This window comes from Paraoerskovia marina, assembly GCF_900105445.1.
Lineage (GTDB): Bacteria > Actinomycetota > Actinomycetes > Actinomycetales > Cellulomonadaceae > Paraoerskovia > Paraoerskovia marina.
Genome location: NZ_LT629776.1, coordinates 1620632 through 1640755, shown reverse-complemented (window position 1 = coordinate 1640755; position 20124 = coordinate 1620632). Strand labels below are relative to the sequence as shown.

The 20124-nt window shown below is 71.2% G+C and carries 19 protein-coding genes; 8 read left to right on the top strand and 11 right to left on the bottom strand.

The window, feature by feature from the left end; translation table 11 throughout:
* The first annotated feature begins 11 nt into the window (after positions 1 to 11).
* Positions 12 to 1805 (top strand): glycoside hydrolase family 13 protein, encoded by a 1794-nt coding sequence (locus BLU20_RS07270; RefSeq protein ID WP_083372105.1) that lies wholly within the window; start codon positions 12 to 14, stop codon positions 1803 to 1805.
* Positions 1806 to 1896: 91 nt separating this feature from the next.
* Here BLU20_RS07270 and dusB read toward each other — a convergent pair whose 3' ends face one another.
* Positions 1897 to 3081, bottom strand: a complete 1185-nt coding sequence (gene dusB / locus BLU20_RS07265; protein WP_083372104.1) for a tRNA dihydrouridine synthase DusB — start codon at positions 3079 to 3081, stop codon at positions 1897 to 1899.
* Positions 3082 to 3202: 121 nt separating this feature from the next.
* Here dusB and BLU20_RS13940 point away from each other — a divergent pair, with 121 nt between their 5' ends.
* Positions 3203 to 3358, top strand: a complete 156-nt coding sequence (locus BLU20_RS13940) for a hypothetical protein (protein WP_169738973.1) — start codon at positions 3203 to 3205, stop codon at positions 3356 to 3358.
* A gap of 97 nt (positions 3359 to 3455) precedes the next feature.
* Here BLU20_RS13940 and BLU20_RS07260 read toward each other — a convergent pair whose 3' ends face one another.
* Entirely contained in the window at positions 3456 to 4841 is a 1386-nt protein-coding gene (locus BLU20_RS07260) for a glycine--tRNA ligase (protein ID WP_043110025.1), read from the bottom strand.
* A 125-nt stretch (positions 4842 to 4966) separates the two neighbouring features.
* On the opposite strand from BLU20_RS07260, the gene BLU20_RS07255 reads away from it, so the two are divergent.
* Genes BLU20_RS07255 through BLU20_RS07235 form a run of 5 tightly spaced genes read left to right on the top strand, consistent with a single transcriptional unit; the run spans position 4967 to position 8723 of the window.
* Positions 4967 to 6007, top strand: a complete 1041-nt coding sequence (locus BLU20_RS07255) for a metal ABC transporter substrate-binding protein (protein ID WP_029253665.1) — start codon at positions 4967 to 4969, stop codon at positions 6005 to 6007.
* Entirely contained in the window at positions 5998 to 6792 is a 795-nt protein-coding gene (locus tag BLU20_RS07250; protein ID WP_052367133.1) for a metal ABC transporter ATP-binding protein, read from the top strand. The genes BLU20_RS07255 and BLU20_RS07250 overlap by 10 nt, the downstream gene beginning before the upstream one ends.
* The gene (locus BLU20_RS07245; protein WP_043110008.1) at positions 6789 to 7736 is read left to right on the top strand and encodes a metal ABC transporter permease; all 948 of its coding nucleotides are present in this window, start codon (positions 6789 to 6791) and stop codon (positions 7734 to 7736) included. Before BLU20_RS07250 ends, BLU20_RS07245 begins: the two co-directional genes overlap by 4 nt.
* Positions 7733 to 8113, top strand: a complete 381-nt coding sequence (locus tag BLU20_RS07240; protein ID WP_029253668.1) for a Fur family transcriptional regulator — start codon at positions 7733 to 7735, stop codon at positions 8111 to 8113. Before BLU20_RS07245 ends, BLU20_RS07240 begins: the two co-directional genes overlap by 4 nt.
* A gap of 4 nt (positions 8114 to 8117) precedes the next feature.
* A complete protein-coding gene (locus BLU20_RS07235; protein ID WP_157270380.1) occupies positions 8118 to 8723 on the top strand; it encodes a DedA family protein in 606 nt (201 codons plus the stop codon).
* Between the two features lie 43 nt (positions 8724 to 8766).
* Here BLU20_RS07235 and BLU20_RS07230 read toward each other — a convergent pair whose 3' ends face one another.
* Together BLU20_RS07230 and recO are read right to left on the bottom strand one after the other, a co-directional pair.
* A complete protein-coding gene (locus BLU20_RS07230) occupies positions 8767 to 9573 on the bottom strand; it encodes an isoprenyl transferase (RefSeq protein ID WP_029253670.1) in 807 nt (268 codons plus the stop codon).
* A complete protein-coding gene (gene recO, locus BLU20_RS07225) occupies positions 9570 to 10343 on the bottom strand; it encodes a DNA repair protein RecO (protein ID WP_155990727.1) in 774 nt (257 codons plus the stop codon). Before recO ends, BLU20_RS07230 begins: the two co-directional genes overlap by 4 nt.
* A gap of 82 nt (positions 10344 to 10425) precedes the next feature.
* Here recO and BLU20_RS07220 point away from each other — a divergent pair, with 82 nt between their 5' ends.
* Positions 10426 to 10935: a tetratricopeptide repeat protein gene (locus tag BLU20_RS07220; RefSeq protein WP_172829042.1), complete on the top strand. Its 510-nt coding sequence runs from the start codon at positions 10426 to 10428 to the stop codon at positions 10933 to 10935.
* A gap of 51 nt (positions 10936 to 10986) precedes the next feature.
* On the opposite strand, the gene leuA is transcribed toward BLU20_RS07220, so the two are convergent.
* The 7 genes from leuA to BLU20_RS07185 all read right to left on the bottom strand — a co-directional run bounded on the left by leuA (position 10987) and on the right by BLU20_RS07185 (position 20071).
* Entirely contained in the window at positions 10987 to 12759 is a 1773-nt protein-coding gene (gene leuA / locus BLU20_RS07215; RefSeq protein WP_052367135.1) for a 2-isopropylmalate synthase, read from the bottom strand.
* Between the two features lie 191 nt (positions 12760 to 12950).
* On the bottom strand, positions 12951 to 14672 hold the full coding sequence (locus BLU20_RS07210) for a DUF7937 domain-containing protein (RefSeq protein WP_083372102.1): 1722 nt from the start codon (positions 14670 to 14672) through the stop codon (positions 12951 to 12953).
* 146 nt (positions 14673 to 14818) lie between these two features.
* Positions 14819 to 16360, bottom strand: a complete 1542-nt coding sequence (locus BLU20_RS07205; protein ID WP_083372101.1) for an alpha/beta hydrolase family protein — start codon at positions 16358 to 16360, stop codon at positions 14819 to 14821.
* Between the two features lie 27 nt (positions 16361 to 16387).
* Positions 16388 to 17299: a GTPase Era gene (gene era / locus BLU20_RS07200; RefSeq protein ID WP_083372100.1), complete on the bottom strand. Its 912-nt coding sequence runs from the start codon at positions 17297 to 17299 to the stop codon at positions 16388 to 16390.
* A complete protein-coding gene (locus tag BLU20_RS07195; protein WP_083372099.1) occupies positions 17296 to 18597 on the bottom strand; it encodes a hemolysin family protein in 1302 nt (433 codons plus the stop codon). The genes era and BLU20_RS07195 overlap by 4 nt, the downstream gene beginning before the upstream one ends.
* On the bottom strand, positions 18594 to 19046 hold the full coding sequence (gene ybeY, locus BLU20_RS07190; protein ID WP_029253678.1) for an rRNA maturation RNase YbeY: 453 nt from the start codon (positions 19044 to 19046) through the stop codon (positions 18594 to 18596). The genes BLU20_RS07195 and ybeY overlap by 4 nt, the downstream gene beginning before the upstream one ends.
* On the bottom strand, positions 19043 to 20071 hold the full coding sequence (locus BLU20_RS07185; protein WP_052367136.1) for a PhoH family protein: 1029 nt from the start codon (positions 20069 to 20071) through the stop codon (positions 19043 to 19045). The genes ybeY and BLU20_RS07185 overlap by 4 nt, the downstream gene beginning before the upstream one ends.
* Positions 20072 to 20124: the final 53 nt, after the last annotated feature.

The following is a 20124-nucleotide window of genomic DNA, read 5'->3' as shown; positions in this document are numbered from 1 at the left end:
CAGCACTCACCATGACTCGAATCGATTCGTCGCCCACGAAGCCTCTTTCCGCCAGCACGGTGGTCCATGCGTCGCACGAGCCCTCCGAGTGGTGGCGCGACGCGGTCATCTACCAGGTCTACCCCCGGTCGTTCGCCGATGCGGACGGCGACGGCATCGGTGACCTGCCGGGCATCACCTCCCGACTTCCCCACCTCGCCGCCCTCGGGATCGACGCCCTGTGGCTCTCGCCCTTCTACCGCTCCCCCCAGAAGGACGCGGGATACGACGTCGCCGACTACCGCGCCGTCGACCCGCTCTTCGGCACTCTCGACGACTTCGACGTGCTGCTCGAGCAGGCGCACGAGCGCGGCATCCGGATCATCGTGGACCTCGTGCCCAACCACACCTCGGACCAGCACGTCTGGTTCCAGGAGGCGCTCCGCTCGCCCGCCGGCAGCCCGGCCCGCGCGCGGTACATGTTCCGCGACGGCAAGGGGGCCGACGGCTCGACGCCGCCGAACAACTGGCAGTCAATCTTCGGCGGACCGGCGTGGACCCGCCTGCCGGCCTCGGAGGACGACGGCCCCGCCGGGCCGCAGTGGTACCTGCACCTCTTCGACACCAGCCAGCCCGACCTCGACTGGAGCAACGACGAGGTCAAGGCCGAGTTCGAGGACGTCCTGCGGTTCTGGCTCGACAAGGGCGTGGACGGGTTCCGCATCGACGTCGCGCACGGCATGGTCAAGGCCGACGGACTGCCCGACTGGAGCGGAAAGACCTCGATGGTCGAGGGCACCGAGAAGCCGGCGGAACAGGTGGTCGACCCCGGCGCACCCGAGGACGGCCTCGTGGACACCTCGGTCAACGGCCCGATGTTCGACCAGGACGGGGTGCACGACATCTACCGCGCGTGGCACCAGGTTCTCGCCGAGTACGACGGGGACCGCTGCCTGGTCGCCGAGGCCTGGGTCGAGCCGATGGAGCGCCTCGCGCGCTACGTGCGCGCCGACGAGATGCACCAGGCGTTCAACTTCGCCTTCCTGACGACCGAGTGGGACGCCTCGCGCCTGCGCGACATCGTCGCCGAGTCGTTGGAGATGTCCGACTCCGTCGGTGCACCCACCACCTGGGTGCTGTCGAACCACGACGTGTCCCGGCACGCCTCGCGCCTCGGCTACGAGGACGCCTCCCAGCGCCCGGCCGGCACCGCAGGCATCAAGCCGACCGACCCCCAGCCCGACGAGGCGCTCGGCATCAAGCGCGCCCGCGCCGCGTCGCTGCTCATGCTCGGCCTGCCCGGAAGCGCGTACGTCTACCAGGGTGAAGAGCTGGGCCTCCCGGACCACATCATGATCCCGGACGAGGCGCGGCAGGACCCGTCGTTCTTCCGGACGAACGGCGAGGAGATCGGCCGCGACGGCTGCCGCGTCCCGATCCCGTGGGAGGCCGCCGCCCCCGGATACGGCTTCGGGCCGACCGGGAAGACGTGGCTCCCCCAGCCTCCGTCGTACGGGACGTACGCGGCGGACCAGCAGCGCGACGTCGAGGGCTCCACGTTCGAGATGTACCGTCGGGCGCTCGAGGTACGGGGTGAGGCCGAGCTCGGCTCGGGGAGCCTCGCCTGGGTCGACGAGTACCAGGGATCGTCCGACGTCGTCGCCCTGCTCAACCGTGACGTCGTCGTGCTGACGAACCTCGGTACCGAGGCCGTCACGCTCCCGGTCGGCGCGGACGTGCTGGTGGCCTCGGGCGAGCACGCCGTCGCCACCGAGGACTCGGGGGCGACGGTCCCGCGCGACACCACCGTCTGGTTCCGCGTCTGACTCGAGCGCACACAAACGCCCCGGGCCGCCGACCAGTTCGGCGACCCGGGGCGTTCGTGCGTCCGCCGTCCGCGCGGGGGGCGGGCGCGGGTCAGCCGCCGGAGACGCTCAGTTCGGCCTCGCGCAGGCTCGCCTCGAACTCCGGGTCGAGGTCGCGCGAGTCCAGCCACCCGTAGGGGACGTGCGGCTTCTTCGGCGTTCCCGCACGCCCGCGCGGACCCTCGGCGTCCGCACCCGGGTAGGGCGCGTCGTGGTCCAGAGCGGCCAGGTGCCCCCGCAGCTCCTCGAGCGTGCTGACCATCGCCAGCGCGCGGCGCGCGTCTCCCCCGACCGCATAGCCCTTGAGGTACCAGGCCATGTGCTTGCGCAGGTCCCGCATGCCCTTCGACTCGTCCTCGTAGAACTCGACCATCAGCTCACCGTGCCGGTAGATCGTGTCGGCGACCTCGCCAAGCCCGGGGGTCACCCGCTCCGGCCGCCCCTCGAACGCCGCCTGCAGGTCCGCGAACAGCCACGGCCTGCCCTGACAGCCACGGCCGACGACGACGCCGTCGCACCCCGTCTGCTCGACCATCCGCACCGCGTCCTCGGCCGACCAGATGTCGCCGTTGCCGAGCACCGGGATTTCGGTGACCGTCTCCTTCAGCCGGGCGATCGACTCCCAGTCGGCCGTGCCGCTGTAGAAGTCGGCCGCGGTCCGGGCGTGCAGGGCGACGGTCGCGACGCCCGCGTTCTGGGCGATCAGACCCGCCTCGAGGTACGTCAGGTGGTCGTCGTCGATGCCCTTGCGCATCTTGATCGTCACCGGCACGTCGTACGGCTTCGCAGCGTCGACCGCCGCGTGGACGATCGACGTGAACAGGTCTCTCTTCCACGGCAGGACGGCGCCACCGCCCTTGCGGGTGACCTTCGGCACGGGGCAGCCGAAGTTCAGGTCGACGTGGTCGGCGAGGTTCTCGCTGGCGATGATCCGCACCGCCTCGCGGACGGTGGCCGGGTCGACGCCGTACACCTGGGCGGAGCGCGGGGACTCGCTCTCGTCGAACGTGAGGATGTGCAGCGCGACCGGGTTACGCTCGACGAGAGCACGGCTCGTGATCATCTCGGCGACGAAGAGCCCGCCACCGTTCTCACGGCACAGGGTCCGGAACGCCTTGTTCGTCACGCCCGCCATCGGGGCGAGCTCGACAGGGGTCTCGATGGTGTGCGGCCCGACCTGGAGCGGCGGCAGAAGCCGCTGGCCGGGTACGGGCTGGACGGATGCGCTGGTACTCACGCGCCCATTCTCCCATTCCTCGGCAGCGGCAGGTCTCCGACGTGCGAGTCCGTCCGTACCGCCCTAGGGTCACGGACCTGTGGCGCACCGAACGGTGCGCATCGCTGACGAAAGGACTCTCATGGCCCTCTGGCTCGTCTTGATCATCGCCGGTCTCGTGCTGCTCGTTCTCGGCCTCGCCGGTCTCGGGCAGTTCTTCATCTACCTCGGCATCATCGCGATGGTGGTCGGCGTCGTCCTCGTCCTGGTCAACCGCGGGGGCAAGAAGGTCGGTTAGGGCTCCGGGCCACGTACACAGCCGACCCCGGGCTCTCGGGGCGTCGCCTTCACGGGACGCCCCGAGAGCCCGGGGTCGGCTGTCGTCTACGCAGGTCTCAGCAGCCGACCAGGTGCCCCGCGAGGTAGCTCACGACCTGGTCGAGCGCGACGCGCTCCTGCTCCATCGAGTCACGGTGACGGATGGTGACCGCGTCGTCGTCGAGCGTGTCGAAGTCGACGGTGATGCAGAACGGCGTGCCGATCTCGTCCTGGCGGCGGTAGCGGCGCCCGATGGCACCGGCGTCGTCGAAGTCGACGTTCCAGTGCTCACGCAGGTCCGCGGCCAGACCGCGGGCCTTCGGCGACAGCTTCTCGTTGCGGCTGAGGGGCAGCACGGCGACCTTGACCGGCGCGAGCCGCGGGTCGAGACGCAGCACCGTGCGCTTGTCCACCCCGCCCTTGGCGTTGGGCGCCTCGTCCTCGGTGTACGCCTCGACGAGGAAGGCCATCAGCGAGCGCGTCAGGCCGGCCGCCGGCTCGATGACGTAGGGCACCCACCGCTCGTCCTTGGTCTGGTCGAAGTACGACAGGTCCTTGCCGGAGTGCTCGGCGTGGGTCTTGAGGTCGAAGTCGGTGCGGTTGGCGATGCCCTCGAGCTCGCCCCACTCGGACCCGGTGAACCCGAACCGGTACTCGATGTCGACGGTCCGCGTCGAGTAGTGGGACAGCTTCTCCTTCGGGTGCTCGTACAGGCGCAGGTTCTCCGGGGCGATACCGAGCCCGGTGTACCAGTCGTGACGCAGGTCGATCCACGTCTGGTGCCACTCCTCGTCGGTACCCGGCTCGACGAAGAACTCCATCTCCATCTGCTCGAACTCTCGCGTACGGAAGATGAAGTTGCCCGGCGTGATCTCGTTGCGGAACGACTTGCCGATCTGCGCGATGCCGAACGGCGGCTTGCGGCGCGAGGCCCCCATCACGTTGGCGAAGTTCACGAAGATCCCCTGGGCGGTCTCGGGGCGCAGGTAGTGCATGCCCGACTCGTCCTCGACCGCGCCGAGGTAGGTCTTGAGCATCATGTTGAAGTCACGCGGCTCGGTCCACTGGCCACGGTTGCCGCAGTTGGGGCAGGCGATCTCGGCGAGGCCACCCTCGGGGGCGCGGCCCTTCTTCTCCTCGAACTCCTCGAGCATCTGGTCCTCGCGGAACCGCTTGTGGCAGCTCAGGCACTCCGTGAGGGGGTCGGTGAAGACTCCCACGTGGCCCGAGGCCACCCACACCTGGCGGGGCAGGATCACCGAGGAGTCGAGGCCCACGACGTCGTCGCGACGCGTCATCGCCTTCCACCACTGGCGCTTGATGTTCTCCTTGAGCTCGACACCGAGCGGCCCGTAGTCCCAGGCGGACCGCGTACCTCCGTAGATCTCGCCCGAGGGGAAGACGAACCCGCGCCTCTTCGCGAGGGCGACGACGTTGTCGAGACGGGAAGGCGCTGCGGCCACGCTGATCACTCCAGAAGGTCGTGTGTACCCCGGACGTGGCTTCGTCGGGGCGATCCCCCAGCCTACTGGTCCCCACCGCGCGAACCTTCTTGACACTGATTATCATTTAGCGGAGCATTGTCCCCATGCCTTCCGCCCGTCGCACGACCCTCACGATCGCCGCAGCCACCAGCCTCGCCCTCACGCTCACGGCGTGCGGGGCGGCCGCCGACCAGACACCGGAGAACCCGGACCGCGTGCAGGTGCTCGCGTCGTTCTATCCGTTGCAGTACGTCGCGGAGGAGATCGGCGGAGACCTCGTCGAGGTCACCAACCTCACACCCCCGGCCGCGGAGCCGCACGACCTCGAGCTCTCGCCGGCCCAGGTTCGGCGCGTCGGCGACGCCGACCTCGTCGTCTACCTCTCCGACTTCCAGCCCGCCGTCGACGAGGCGGTCGAGGCGCGGGACGCGAACGCCCTCGACGCGGCCGAGAGCGCACACCTCGAGTCCTCCCCGAACGGGGAGGCCGCGACGGACGCCGCCGAGCAGGTCGACGAGGCGGACGACGACCACTCCGGCGAGACCGAGGAGGAGCACGCGGAGCACGCCGACGAGGCGGAGGCGACGACCGAGTCGGGCTCGGAGACCGAGGACGAGCACGACCACGGGATCAACGACCCGCACTTCTGGCTCGACCCGACTCGGCTGGCAGACGTCGCCACCGCCGTCGAGGCCGAGCTGAGCGCCGTCGACCCCGAGAACGCCGACGAGTACAGCGCGAACCTGGACGAGCTCGTCGGTGAGCTGACAGCGCTCGACGAGGACTACTCGACCGCGCTCGCGGACTGCGCGGGCGCTGCGCTGGTCACGTCGCACGAGGCGTTCGGCTACCTCGCGGAGCGGTACGACCTCGTCCAGGTCGGGCTCGCAGGGGTCGACCCGCAGAACGAACCGTCCCCCGCGCGCCTCCGAGAGATCCGCGACGTCGTCGAGGAGTACGGGGTGACGACCGTCTTCTCCGAGACGAACGCCAGCTCGAAGGTCGCCGAGACGTTCGCGGACGACGTCGGCGTCGACACCGCGGTGCTCGACCCGCTGGAGACGCAGAACGACGACTCCCTCGACTACGTTGATGTCATGGAATCGAACCTTCAGGCTCTCGAGGCGGGGCTGGTCTGCTCGTGACGCCGGTCATCGACGTCACCGACCTCGAGGTCACGCTCGGTGCCAGCAGGATCCTGCGCGGCATCGACCTGACCGTCACGAACGGAGAGGTCGTCGCGCTGCTCGGGGCGAACGGCTCCGGCAAGTCGACCCTCGTCCGCACGATCGTCGGCATCCTCACGCCCAGCGCCGGTTCCGTGTCCCTTCTCGGCACGCCCCTGACGGGCGATGTCCCCTGGCAGCGGATCGGCTACGTCCCGCAGCGCGTCAGCGCCCAGTCCGGCGTGCCGTCCACGGCTCGAGAGGTCGTCGGCTCGGGTCTGCTCTACGGGCGTCGCCTTCGCCTCCCCCGGGACTGGAAGTCTCGCGCCGACGAGGCGCTCGAGACCGTCGGACTGCTCGACCGGGCCACCTTCGCGACGAGCGAGCTCTCGGGCGGTCAGCAGCAGCGCGTGCTCATCGCCCGGGCGCTCGCGCGTCGGCCGGACGTGATGATCCTGGACGAGCCCGTGGCGGGCGTCGACCAGCCGAGCCAGGAGGCCTTCGCGGCCACCATGACGCGCCTCGTCGAGCAGGGGCTGACCGTGCTCGTCGTCCTGCACGAGCTCGGCGCCCTGGCTCCTCTGGTGACCCGCGCCGTCGTCCTCCGGCACGGCCGGATCGTCCACGACGGCGCCCCGCCCCGCGCCGCGCTCGACCACGCCGGGCAGGACCACGACCACGTGCACCCCCACGAGCCCATGGTCCCGCTCTACGCCCCCCAGACCGACCTCGGCTTCGACAACGCATCGGGACACCAGTCATGACCTTCCTGTCCGAGCTGGCCTACATGTTCTCCGACCCGCTCATGCAGCGCGCTCTGATCGCGGCGCTGCTCGTCGGACTCACCGCCCCGATCGTCGGGACCTACCTGGTCCAGCGACGACTGTCGCTGCTGGGCGACGGCATCGGGCACGTCGCCCTCACGGGTGTCGCTCTCGGATGGCTCGTCGGCGCCGGCATGGGTCTGGTGCCGCAGGACCGTCTCGCGATCCCCGGTGCCGTGATCGCGGCGATCATCGGGTCGGTCGCGATCGAGCTCGTCCGGGAGCGCGGCCGCACGAGCGGCGACGTCGCCCTCGCCCTCCTCTTCTACGGCGGGATCGCCGGTGGCGTGCTGCTGATGGGCATCGCCGGCGGGTCCCAGGCCAACCTCACGGCGTACCTGTTCGGGTCGATCTCGACGGTCACGACGGGCGACCTCGTCCTCACGCTCATCCTGAGCGTCATCGTGCTCGCCGTCGGCCTCGGGCTGCGCGCGGCGCTGTTCTCCGTCAGCTACGACGAGGAGTTCGCCAAGGCCTCGGGCCTGCCCGTGCGGTTCCTCAACATCGCGGTGGCGATCGTCGCGGCGCTGACCGTCACGGTGGCGATGCGCGTCGTCGGGCTCCTGCTCGTCAGTGCCCTGATGATCGTGCCCGTCGCCGTAGCCCAGCTCACCACCCGGTCGTTCCGCCGCACGATGCAGGTCGCGACCGTCGTCGGCGTCACGGTCTGTGTGGTGGGGCTCTCCATCACCTACTGGTACAACGTGTCGCCCGGGGCGACTATCGTGGTGCTGGCGATCATCACGTACGGGATCGTGGCCGCGATCGCGCCGATCGTCACGCGCCGCCGACGCCACGACCCGCACCCCGACATCCCGGACGACGTCGACCTCGAGCCGTCCGGGACCGCACGGAAGGACGGCGACGAGACGTGCAACGCATGACCAAGCAGCGGGCCGCGGTCTCCGCGGTCCTCGACCGGGTCGACGACTTCCGCAGCGCCCAGCAGCTCCACGACGAGCTCCGTACGGGCGGAGACTCGATCGGCCTGGCCACGGTCTACCGCACCCTCCAGGCGCTCTCCGACTCGGGCGACGTCGACGTGCTCCGCACGGAGGACGGCGAGAACCTCTTCCGCCGCTGCCAACGCTCCGAGCACCACCACCACCTGGTCTGCCGCACCTGCGGCCGGACGGTCGAGATCGACGGACCGACCGTCGAGGCGTGGGCCGAGAGCATCGGCGCCGCGCACGGGTTCGTGGACATCGAGCACACCATCGAGATCTTCGGCACCTGCGAGTCCTGCGCGACGACGCGCTAGCCGCATGCCCGACTCGCTGAACGGCGCGTCGTTCTGGCCCCTCTTTGCCTTCTTCGCGTCGATCGCGTTCGTGCGCACGCTCGCGACCTACTGGATCGCGCGCCTCGTCTCCACGTGGACGGTCGAGCGCACGCACACCGAGCGCGCCTGGGTTCGGCGTGTCCAGGGGTGGCTCGGCGGCCCCGGAGCAGCCCGTGGACGACGTGCCCTCGAGCGGTGGGGCCTCGTCGCGGTCCCCGCGTCGTTCCTGATGTCGGGCACCAAGACGATCGTCAACGGTGCGGCGGGGATCCTCCGCGTCCCGTTCGGCCGCTACCTGGCGGTCATGGCGCTCGGCTGCGTCCTGCACGGCACGATCTACGCGACCGTGGGGTGGGCAGCCTGGACGGCGGCACTCGCCGCTGCGACGGGATCGCCGGCCGGCATCGCGGTGCTCGTGCTGATCGTCGTCCTGATCGCGCTCGCGGTCGTCCTCCACCGCCGCCACTCCCGGGCCGCCGGAGCGACGCTGGGCGCTGTGCCGCCCGGTGCCCAGGCCGAGCACGAGGCGGCCAGCCAGGCGCCGTCCGTGCAGGCACCGCCCGCACAGGAGGACGGAAGCACCACGTAGGCGGAGGGCGTAGAAGGCCGGGCCCCGATGCCCGGCCCGGAGATCACGCGCTGGGGGCGTCGACCGCTCCCCCGTACCTCCGGTCCCGCCGGGCGTACGTCTCGACAGCGTCCCAGAGCGAACGGCGGTCGACGTCCGGCCAGGGTGTGTCCATGAAGACGAGCTCGGCATAGGCGGCCTGCCAGAGCATGAAGTTGGACGTGCGCTGCTCGCCCGAGCTGCGCCAGAACAGGTCGACGTCCGGGAGGTCGGGCTCGTCAAGGTACTTCTGCACCGTCTTCTCCGAGATCCTGCGCGGGTCCAGCAGCCCGGCCTTCGCGTCGCGGGCGATGGCGGCCGCGGCGTCGGCGATCTCGGCGCGCCCGCCGTAGTTGACGCACATCGTCAGGGTGCAGACGTCGTTGTCCCGCGTGAGCTCCTCGGCCACCTCGAGCTCCTTGATCACCGACGCCCACAGGCGCGGTCGGCGACCCGCCCAGCGCACCCGGACTCCCCAGGAGTTCATCTCGTCACGACGACGCCGGATCACGTCGCGGTTGAAGCCCATGAGGAACTTGACCTCCTCGGGCGACCGCTTCCAGTTCTCCGTCGAGAACGCGTACGCGCTGACGTGCTTGACCCCGACCTCGATCGCCCCGGCGACGACGTCCAGGAGCGCCGCCTCCCCGGCCTCGTGCCCGGCGGTCCGCGGCAGACCCCGGGCGTTCGCCCACCGACCGTTGCCGTCCATGACGACCGCGACGTGCTCGGGCACGAGCTCGGCCGGGATCCGCGGCGGGCGAGCGCCCGACGGGTGCGGTGGCGGGGCGAGGAACTCGCGACGGCCGCGCGACGGCGTCGTGCGGCTCATGCGAGCGCCTCGCCAGGGGGCGTGGTTCTGACAGGCGGGTCGACCCGCTCAACCATCCGCAACGATCTCAACGTCCTCTCCAGGTAGAACTGGCTGTACGCGGCGACCAGGCCGCTCGCCTCGCGCCGGTGCTGACCCACGGACGCATCCGCAGTATGCCAGTCCCCCTCGATCAGGGCCGCCAGCAGGCCGAACGTCTCCGGCGCCGGCGACGTGGACCCCGGCGGACGGCAGGCCCCGCAGACCGCACCGCCGGTCGCGACGGAGAACGCCCGGTGCGGCCCGGGTTCGCCGCACCGCGCGCACTCGGTGAACGTCGGCGCCCACCCCGCGATCGACAGCGCCCGCAGGAGGTAGGAGTCGAGCACGAGGCCCGCGTCGTGCTCGCCCGTCGCGAGCGACCGCACACCGCCCACGAGAAGCCAGAACTGCTGCACCGCGGGCTCCTTCTCGGCCGCGACCAGACGTTCGGCGGTCTCCAGCATCGCGACCCCGGCCGTGTACATCCCGTAGTCCTCGACGATGCGGCGCGCGTAGGGCCCGACGGTCTCGACCTGGGTCACCACGTCGAGCGACCGTCCCTCGTGGAACTGCACGTCGACCATCATGAACGGCTCCAGCCGGGCGCCGAACCGCGACGACGTCCGCCGCACACCCTTGCCGACCGCCCGCACCTTGCCGTGCTCGCGCGTGAGGAACGTGACGATGCGGTCCGCCTCACCCAGCTTCTGGGTGCGCAGCACGATGGCGTCGTCTCTGTACTGTGGCACGTCACCATTGTCGGGCATGCCGCCCACACCGGAGCGCTGCGCCGAGGGCGTCCCGGTCACGCGAGCAGGAGACAATGAACCGATGGACGACTGGGAGCGCCGCGTCGACGCGGTCTGGACACACGCAGCAGGAGACGACCGACCCGACGACGACGATCTGGTCACCCGGATCGACGCGCTCGCGTCGGAGCTGGACCCCGGCGACCCGCGGGGAGCCTTCGAGCGCGCCGGAGCACGCGACTCGACCGGACGCACCGCCGAGGCGATCGCGCTGTACCGGGAGGCGCTCGACGGAGGGCTGGACCCGGACCGTCGACGCCAGGCCGCCGTCCAGCTCGCCAGCTCGTTGCGCGCGATCGGCGAGGCGGACGAGGCGGTCCGGATCCTCGCGGACGAGCTCGACCGGGGCGAGAGCCTCCTCGAGCCTCAGGTCCGCGCGTTCTACGCCCTCGCTCTCGCCGACACCGGGCGTGAGCGTGAGGCGGTGGGCATCGCCGTCGAGACGATCGGGTCGCTCGTGACCCGGTACCGCCGCTCCCTCGTCGCGTACGGTCAGGACATGGCCGACGGTCCGTCGGCGCCGACGCCCTGAGACGACGTCGGCGGGCCGCCCGTGTCCGGGCGACCCGCCGACGTCGAAGGTTCAGGCCTGCGTGCGCTCCGCACGGTTCACGGCGGAGACGATCGCCTTGAGCGAGGCCGTCGTGATGGAGGGGTCGATGCCGACGCCCCAGAGGACGTCGTCGCCCACCTGGCACTCGACGTAGGCCGCGGCCGACGCGTCGCCGCCCTCGGAGAGCGCGTGCTCGGCGTAGTCGAGCACGCGGACCTCGACACCGACCTGGCGAATGGCGTCGACGAACGCCGCGACGGGCCCGTTGCCGGTTCCCTCCAGCGTCAGCTCCTCGCCCTGGTCGAGCACGTCCACGGCGAGCGTGTCCGGTCCGTCCTCGGCCGACGTCGTGCGGGTCCCGCGCAGCTTGAGCCGACCCCACGGTTCCAGGTCCGAGCCCTCGCCGACGGGCAGGTACTCGTCCGAGAAGATGCGCCAGATGTCGTCCCCCGTGACCTCCGACCCCTGGGAGTCGGTGTGCTCCTGCACGGCACCCGAGAACTCGATCTGCAGGCGGCGCGGCAGGTCGAGCTGGCGCTCGGTGCGCAGCAGGTAGGAGATCCCGCCCTTGCCCGACTGGGAGTTGACGCGGATCACGGCCTCGTACGAACGCCCGACGTCCTTCGGGTCGATCGGCAGGTAGGGCACGCCCCAGGTGATGTCGTCGACACCGGCGCCGGCCGCCTCGGCCCGCAGCGCCATGGAGTCGAGCCCCTTCTTGATCGCGTCCTGGTGCGAGCCCGAGAACGCGGTGAAGACCAGGTCACCGGCGTACGGGTGCCGCTCGGGCACCGCCAGCTGGTTGCAGTGCTCCACGGTGCGACGGACGTGGTCGATGTCCGAGAAGTCGATCTGGGGGTCGACGCCCTGGCTGAACAGGTTCATGCCGAGCGTGACGAGGCAGACGTTGCCGGTGCGCTCGCCGTTGCCGAACAGGCAGCCCTCGATCCGGTCCGCCCCCGCCTGGTAGCCGAGCTCCGCGGCCGCGACGGCGGTGCCGCGGTCGTTGTGCGGGTGCAGCGACAGCACGACGTTCTCGCGGTAGCGCAGGTTCCGGTTCATCCACTCGATCGAGTCGGCGTAGACGTTCGGGGTCGCCATCTCGACCGTCGCGGGCAGGTTGATGATCACCTTGCGCTCGGGCGTCGGCTCGAGGACCTCGAGGACCTCGTTGCAGATGCGCGCAGCGAACTCCAGCTCGGTGCCCGTGTAGGACTCCGGCGAGTACTCGTAGTAGACGGCGGTGCCCGGGATCGTCTCCTCGAACTTCTTGCACAGCCGCGCGCCGTCGACGGCGATCGCGACGATGCCGTCCTCGTCGGTGCGGAAGACGACCTCGCGCTGCAGCGTGGAGGTCGAGTTGTAGAGGTGGACGATCGCCTGCTTCGCGCCGTCGATCGCCTCGTAGGTGCGGGCGATCAGGTGCTCGCGCGCCTGCGTCAGCACCTGGATCGCGACGTCGTCCGGGATCCGGTCCTCGTCGATGAGCTTGCGGACGAAGTCGAAGTCGGTCTGCGACGCCGATGGGAAGCCGACCTCGATCTCCTTGTAGCCCATCCCCACGAGCAGCTCGAACATCCGCAGCTTCCGCTCGGCGTTCATCGGCTCGATCAGCGCCTGGTTGCCGTCACGCAGGTCGACCGCGCACCACCGTGGCGCCGTCTCGATCCGGCGGTCCGGCCACGTGCGGTCCGGGAGACTGACGTCGATCTGCCGGTGGAAGGGCTCGTACTTGTGAACCGGCATGCCGGACGGCTGCTGGGCGTTGGGGCGTGCGTCCTGGGTGGTCTGGGGCTGTTCCATGATGGGGGTCCTTCAGGGTTCGGTGCGTTCGACGGTGTCAGCCGGCACACCAACCACCGCGACGAGAGACCGGCTAGAGAGCCTCGTCGCGGCACCGAAGGAGGAGCTGCGGAACGCTGTGCACGATTCCACTGTAGCGCGTGCTGCCACGGGCGCCCGGCAGCTTCTCGGCCACCGGGCGCCCGCGGTCGCTAGGAGCGTCCGGCACGCCGTGCCAGGGCGGCGTCGACCGCCGGGTCGCCCAGGCGGTCGAGCCAGTCGAGCAGCGCCGGGTAGGTCGACGGGTTCTCGGCGATCACGGGCCGCAGGTCCGGCGACTCCGCCGCGATGCGCGCCAGGGTCTCCAGCGGCGTCGACGGGTCGCCCGCCTCGGCGGCCGAGAATCCGGTGGCCGGCGCCATCACCTGCGTCTCGTGGGCCCCGCGCCCGCCGCCGGCGAACGTCTCCGGCTCGCGTCCGCTCGTCACCGACAGCACCTCGGTGTGCTGCTCGGCCAGACCTGGGCGCGCCGCGTACCCGCTGCGCACCGGTTCGACCGGTGTGATGCGGGGCTCGTCCTGGACGGCGCGGTCCCGGTTGCCCGCTCGGCGCACGGGCTCCGGGGAGCTGCCCGCCGGCTCGTCGGCGGGGCGGGTGGACGCCGACTCCGCGTCCGGGAAGCCGTCCTCCGACGCAGCACGGGTGCTCTTCCACTCGTAGGCGTCGGTGCTCGACGACGGACGGTTGTCCCGGAAGTGATCGCGCACCTCGCGCGGCACGGTCAGGGCGACGATCACGAGTGCCGGCAGTCCGAGCGCGAGCATGAACTCGGCCGTCCCTGTGGTCGTGGTCGGCGAGACGTCGACGATCATCAGGACGGTACCGGCGAGGACGGCGAGCCCCGCGCCTGCGAGCGCCGAGCGGCGACCCTGCACGGCGTCCGCGGACAGCGAGCGCCAACCGAGGATTGCGCCGGCGAGGACGAGGAGACCCAGGACGAGCGTGACGACGGTGACGACCGTCGTGACCCCGGACGCGAGCCCGAACGCCGCCCAGAGGACCACCGCCCCAGCCGTGGCGACGAGCAGGGCCAGACCGCGTACCGCTGTCCCGACCCACCGGTCCAGCGCCGAGACCTCGACGGTGCGGCGCATGACCGCTGCGCTGGCCGCGATCGCACCGGCGACCGGCACGAGCAGGATGACGGGTGTCGGCGCGGAGAACGTCGTCAGGTGAGGAAGCGTGTTCGAGCCGGAACCGAGCACCGCGGCGGCGACGACCGCGATGCCGACGCCGACGGTCGTGACCCGCGCGGACTCCTGCCCGCGGACCGAGCCGAGCACGGGCCAGCCGAGGAGCAGCACGAGCCACGCGGCGACGACGACGGCCGCAAGGAGGACCCACACCCCGGGCCCGTCGACGGCGACGACGACCACCCCGACGACGGCGATAGCGAGACCGACGATCCCGACGATCCCGAGCGCGCGGGTCCACCGGGGTCCGGCGGGGTCCTCCCCCTCGGGTCCGAGCTCGCAGGCTCGTGGTTGTGCGGTGAGCGCCACCCCTGCCATGCCGAGCGCGGCGGCCGTGCCGAGGCCTGGTCCGGGTCCGGCCGTGGTCAGGTCGGCGACGACGGCAAGGGCGACCATGACCGCGTACGGGACCGCCGCGACGAGACGCGTCGTGCGGGTTGAACGAACGGTCCAGCCTGCGGGCATGATGCCGAGCCGAGCCGCGTAGGGCACGGCGAGGACGACGAACGCGAGCAACGTCGAGAGCACGACCCCGACGTGGTCCGCCGCCCGGTGCCCCTCGTCCCAGGGCAGCGAGAGCGACATCAGGAGCAGGAGCGCGCCGACCGCGTCACGGACGTAGTCGGCGACGGGGATGTCGGAGAACGGGGTGGTGGGACGAGTCGTGGACGGTTCAGTCACGGCGGATCTCCTTTCGGCACCGGCGCGACGCCGGTGGGGCCGAGCGGCCCGAGGTGTTTCTACCGGGTTCGACGGGCGAAGGGCAACCGCGTCCATCCCCTGCCCGGGAGTGGGTCGTCACCCGGGCCACCGTGCCATCCTTCCGGCTAGATCCCCAGCTGGTACACACCCCAGTAGGCCTCGAGCACCAGGAGCAGGACACTGCCGGCCAGCGTCGACCAGAGGACCACGTAGCCCACGGGACCGGCCGCCATCGGGGCGCCGTCGCGGATCTCGACCGACCGTCCGACCCGGTCCTCGACCGCACCCGTGGACCGGAGCGCGGCGATCCTGTTGATCAGGATCGCGCCGGCGACGAGCGTGACGATCCCGAGGACGCGGACACCGATCCACCCGCCCTGGACGACGACGGCGTTGCGCTCGTAGTCGAGGGCGAGCCGTGCGATCTCGACGACGTACACGATCAGGGCGACGAACGTCGCGACGGCTCCGGCACCGACGCCCCACAACGGGCCCCGCAGTCCTGCGGAGAGCTGCGGGCGCGCCGCACGGCCCCGGGCGATCCGGTAGACCACCCAGATCGCAGGACCGAGCAGCACGAGTCCGAACCCGAGCACGACGAGCACCAGGAGCAGTTCCCCCGACGCCAGCCACCGGGGGGTCGGCACGGCGGAGGCCAGGTACTGCTGGTCGGGCTGCGCGCCGGCGACGTGGGGCGGCGCGTCGGCGGTCTGCGGGAGTCCCCCGACCCATGCCGCGAGGTCGCGGGAGAAGTCGCCCGACACCTCCCCGTCGACCCGGATCCCGTGGTCCGCGTCCTCGTAGTAGCGGACGGTGAGGTCCGAGTTCCCGGCGACCGCGAGGTCGTCGGCGACCTCGACCGGACCCTGCTCGACCGGCATCGACGCGTCGGCCGTGCCGTAGACCATCAGCACGGGCTGCGTCATCTGCCGCTGGTACGGCCGGACGTCGAAGTCGACGTACTCGAACCCGCCGCCGGGCAGGACCATGCCGACCGCGCGCGGGATCGCCCGGTAGATCTGCTCGGGCACGCCGGTGTTGCGCAGATAGGCGTCGGCGGCGAACGCGCCCTGCTCGCGCGGCTTGACCACGGGTGACGACGCCAGCACGGTGAACGCCAGGTCGGGGTCCTCGGCCGCCATCACGGGAGCGATCCAGCCGCCCTCGGACTCGCCGTAGACGCCCACGCCGTCGGGTTCGACGCCCGGCCAGGTCCGGAGCAGGTCGACGGAGCGGGAGTAGTCGTCCGCCATCGCCACGTAGTCGCGGTGGCGCGTGCTGTACGTGTCGAGGCGCTTGGACGGGACGAGCGTCACGATCCCGGCGCTCGCGAGCCGGGTCGCCGTCGCCGCGAAGGCGGTCGCGGAGTCCCCGGTTCCGGCTCCGTGCACGAAGACCACCCCACGCATCGAGTCGGGCCCGTCCACGGGTTCACGGATCACCCCGTCGACCTCTGCCCCGTCGAGCTGCACGACGACGGAGGTCTCCTCGACCTCGTACGTCCGGACCGGCGTCGTGCCCTCGCTCGCGCCGATGGTCGTGTCGGCCGTCGCGGGCTGCACGTGCTCGTCGATGGGCTCGGGGTCCCACTGCGGACCTGCCACGGAGCCGACGACCGCCAGCAGGAGCGCGAGCGCCGCAGTCGTTGCTACCGTCCGAAATATCACGCGTGCATGCTACGCCGATCTGCGCCGTCAGAAGCCGAGGCGCCCCAGCTGCTTGGGGTCCCGCTGCCAGTCCTTGGCCACCTTGACGTGCAGGTCGAGGTAGATCTTGGTCCCCAGGAGCGCCTCGATCCCCCGGCGCGCCTGGGTCCCGACCTCACGCAGGCGCGAGCCTCCCCGGCCGATGATGATGGCCTTCTGGCTGGGTCGCTCGACGAAGAGGTGCACGCGGACGTCGAGGAGGTCGTCCCGTCCGTCGCGCGGCAGGATCTCGTCGACGACGACGGCCAGCGAGTGCGGGAGCTCGTCGCGGACACCCTCGAGAGCCGCCTCCCGGACCAGCTCCGCGACCATGACGGACTCGGGCTCGTCGGTCAGCTCCCCCTCGGGGTACAGGTCGGGGCCCTCCGGCAGGTGCGAGACGAGCACGTCGGCCACGGTGTCCACCTGCGACTCGCCGACGGCGGAGACCGGGACGATGTCGGCCCAGTCCCCCAACGCGTCGACGGCCAGCAAGTGCTCCGTCAGACGCGCACGGTCGACGAGGTCCGTCTTGGTCACCAGGGCGACGACGGGAGTCCGGCGTCGCAGCGTCTCCGCGAGCTGGGCCGCGATGAAACGGTCGCCCGGGCCGATCTTCTGGTCGGCCGGCAGGCAGAACGCCACGACGTCGACCTCGGTGAGCGTGTCCCGCACGAGGGTGTTGAGACGCTCGCCGAGAAGGGTTCGCGGGCGGTGCAGCCCCGGGGTGTCGACCAGGACGAGCTGGGCGTCGGGACGATGGACGATCCCACGGATCGTGTGCCGTGTCGTCTGCGGGCGCCCCGAGGTGATGGCGACCTTGTCGCCGACCAGGGCGTTCGTCAGGGTCGACTTGCCGGCGTTGGGGCGGCCCACCAGGCAGGCGAAGCCCGACCGGTGTGCCGGGGGTGTGGATGTCACCGCTGGTGCTCCTTGGTGTCGTAGGACGTCGCCTCGGCGCCGTCGTCGGTCCGGTGCACCCGGAGGGTCGCCAGAGTCTTGCGTCGGCCCTCGACCCGCTCGGCCTCGAGGTGCAGGCCCTCGACCTCCGCGGAGGCCCCGGGGAGCGGGACCTTGCCGAGCGCCTTGGCGAGCAGGCCGCCGACGGTGTCGACGTCGTCGTCGTCGAGATGAAGGTCGAAGAGCTCTCCGAGCTCGCCCACCGACGCGCGGGCAGGCACGCGCAGGACTCCGCCCCCGAGGTCCTCGACCTCGGGCTCGGGACGGTCGTGCTCGTCCGTGAGCTCGCCGACCAGCTCCTCGAGCGCGTCCTCGATCGTCACCAGGCCGGCGACACCGCCGTACTCGTCCACGACCAGCGCGATGTGCGAGGACGCGGCCTGCATCTCGCGCAGCAGGTCGTCGGCAGGCTTGGACTCCGGCACGAACATCGCCGAGCGGACGAACTCGCCGACCGGCTGGTCGCCGTCGGACGGGTCGGACTGGACCGCGCGCACGACGTCCTTGAAGAACGCGACACCGATCAGGTCGTCGGTGCTCGTGCCGGTGACGGGGACCCGTGAGAAGCCCGACCGCTCGAACAGCGTGAGCACCTTGGACAACGGCGTCGACGCCCGCGTGGTCACCATGTCCGTGCGCGGCACCATGATCTCGCGCGTCAGCGTCTGCCCGAGCTCGATCACCGAGCGGATGATGGCGCGCTCCCCCTCGTCGAACTCCTCGGACTCGCTCATCCGGTCCGCGACCTCGCGGGCCTCGGCGTCGGTACGGTCCTGGGCGGTGGCCTCGGAGTCGCGGACGGGCGTCAGCGGACGCGCGAGCGCGACCGCGACGGCCAGGGGGCGGGCGACGACGAGCAGGGTGCCCACGGGGTTGGAACGCCCGAGCTGCTCGGGGCTGACCCGGCTGAGCACGAACGCCAGGGCGAGCCCGACGAGTACGGCCACGAGCAGGACGACCCACCAGGAGTCGATCCACAGACCGAGCGCGATCACGAAGGCAGCGCTCGCGCCGACCTCGAGGACGGTGCGGGCCGAGCGGACGGCGGCGAGGGAGCGGTGCTCGTCGTCCGCGAGCTTCTGCAGGGTGCGCAGCCGCGAGAGCCGGCGGGAGCCTGCGGCACCGCGGTCACGGGCCTCGTCGGCCTCGTCGGCGAGCGACGCCCGCGTGACGCGCACGAGGGCGGACGCCGCGGCCTCGAGGGCGCCGGACAGCGCGCCCGCGACGACCGCGACGACGACCAGGACGGCGGCGGTCATCGGCTCGCGAGGAAGGTGAGGAGCAGCTTGCGCTGCAGCGCGAACATCTCCTTCTCCTCCTCGGGCTCGGCGTGGTCGTAGCCGAGCAGGTGCAGGATCCCGTGCGTCGTCAGGAGGAGCATCTCCTCGACGGGGGTGTGCCCGGCGACCTCGGCCTGGGCGACCGCGACCTCGGGGCAGAGCACGACGTCGCCGAGCAGGCCCGGCTCCTGGTCGTCACCCTCGGCGCCGGGGCGCAGCTCGTCCATCGGGAACGACAGGACGTCGGTGGGGCCCGGCTCGTCCATCCACTGCACGTGCAGCTCCGACATCACGTCGGTGCCGACGAACAGGATCGCCAGCTCCGACTGCGGGTGGACGTACAGGGCGTCGAGCACGTAGCGCCCGAGGGCGGCGAACTCCGCCTCGTCGACCTCGTACCCGGACTCGTTGTTGACCTCGATGCTCATCGTGCTCGCTCCGTCCGCGTCGAACCTGCGGGCCGGACGTCCCAGCGCGCGTAGGCGTCGATGATGTCCCCGACGAGCCGGTGACGCACCACGTCGGCCGACTGGAGCCGGCAGAACTCGACGTCGTCGACACCGGTGAGGATGTCCTCCACGACCCGCAGGCCCGACGTCGTGCCACCGGGGAGGTCGACCTGGGTGACGTCACCGGTGATCACCATCCGGGAGCCGAAGCCGAGCCGGGTCAGGAACATCTTCATCTGCTCGGTGGAGGTGTTCTGCGCCTCGTCCAGGATGACGAACGCGTCGTTGAGCGTGCGCCCGCGCATGTACGCGAGCGGGGCGACCTCGATCGTCCCGGCCTCGAGCAGGCGCGGGATCGACTCCGGGTCGACCATCTCGTGCAGCGCGTCGAACAGCGGCCGCAGGTACGGGTCGATCTTCTCCGACAGCGATCCCGGGAGGTAGCCGAGCCGCTCACCGGCCTCGACGGCCGGGCGGGTCAGCACGATCCGGCTGACCTGCTTGGCCTGGAGCGCCTGCACCGCCTTCGCCATCGCGAGGTAGGTCTTGCCCGTGCCCGCAGGCCCGATGCCGAACGTCACCGTGTTCGCGTCGATCGCCTCGACGTACTGCTTCTGCCCGACCGTCTTCGGACGGATGGTCCGGCCACGGTTGGAGAGGACGTCGAGCGTCAGCACCTCGGCGGGGCGCGAGGCCGTCGGGGCCGTCAGCATCGCGACGGCGCGCCGCACGACGTCGGGCGTGACGGCGGTCCCGCCCTTGATGACCTCGACGAGCTCGTCGAGCAGGCGCGAGACGAGCGCGACGTCACCGGGGTCTCCGGTCACCGCGACCTCGTTGCCGCGCACGTGCAGGTCGACCCGGGGGAAACCGCCCTCGAGCTCGCGGAGAACGACGTCCTCGCTCCCGAGCAGGTCGACCATCTCGATGTGGGACGGGACGACGACACGGTGCTCCACCTGTGTCGCGACTCCCGGGGGCGTACTCGCTGATGACGATGACATGGGGGTCGGCTCGCGCCGGAACGCTCCTTCAGTACGGGACGGTGAAAGACGAT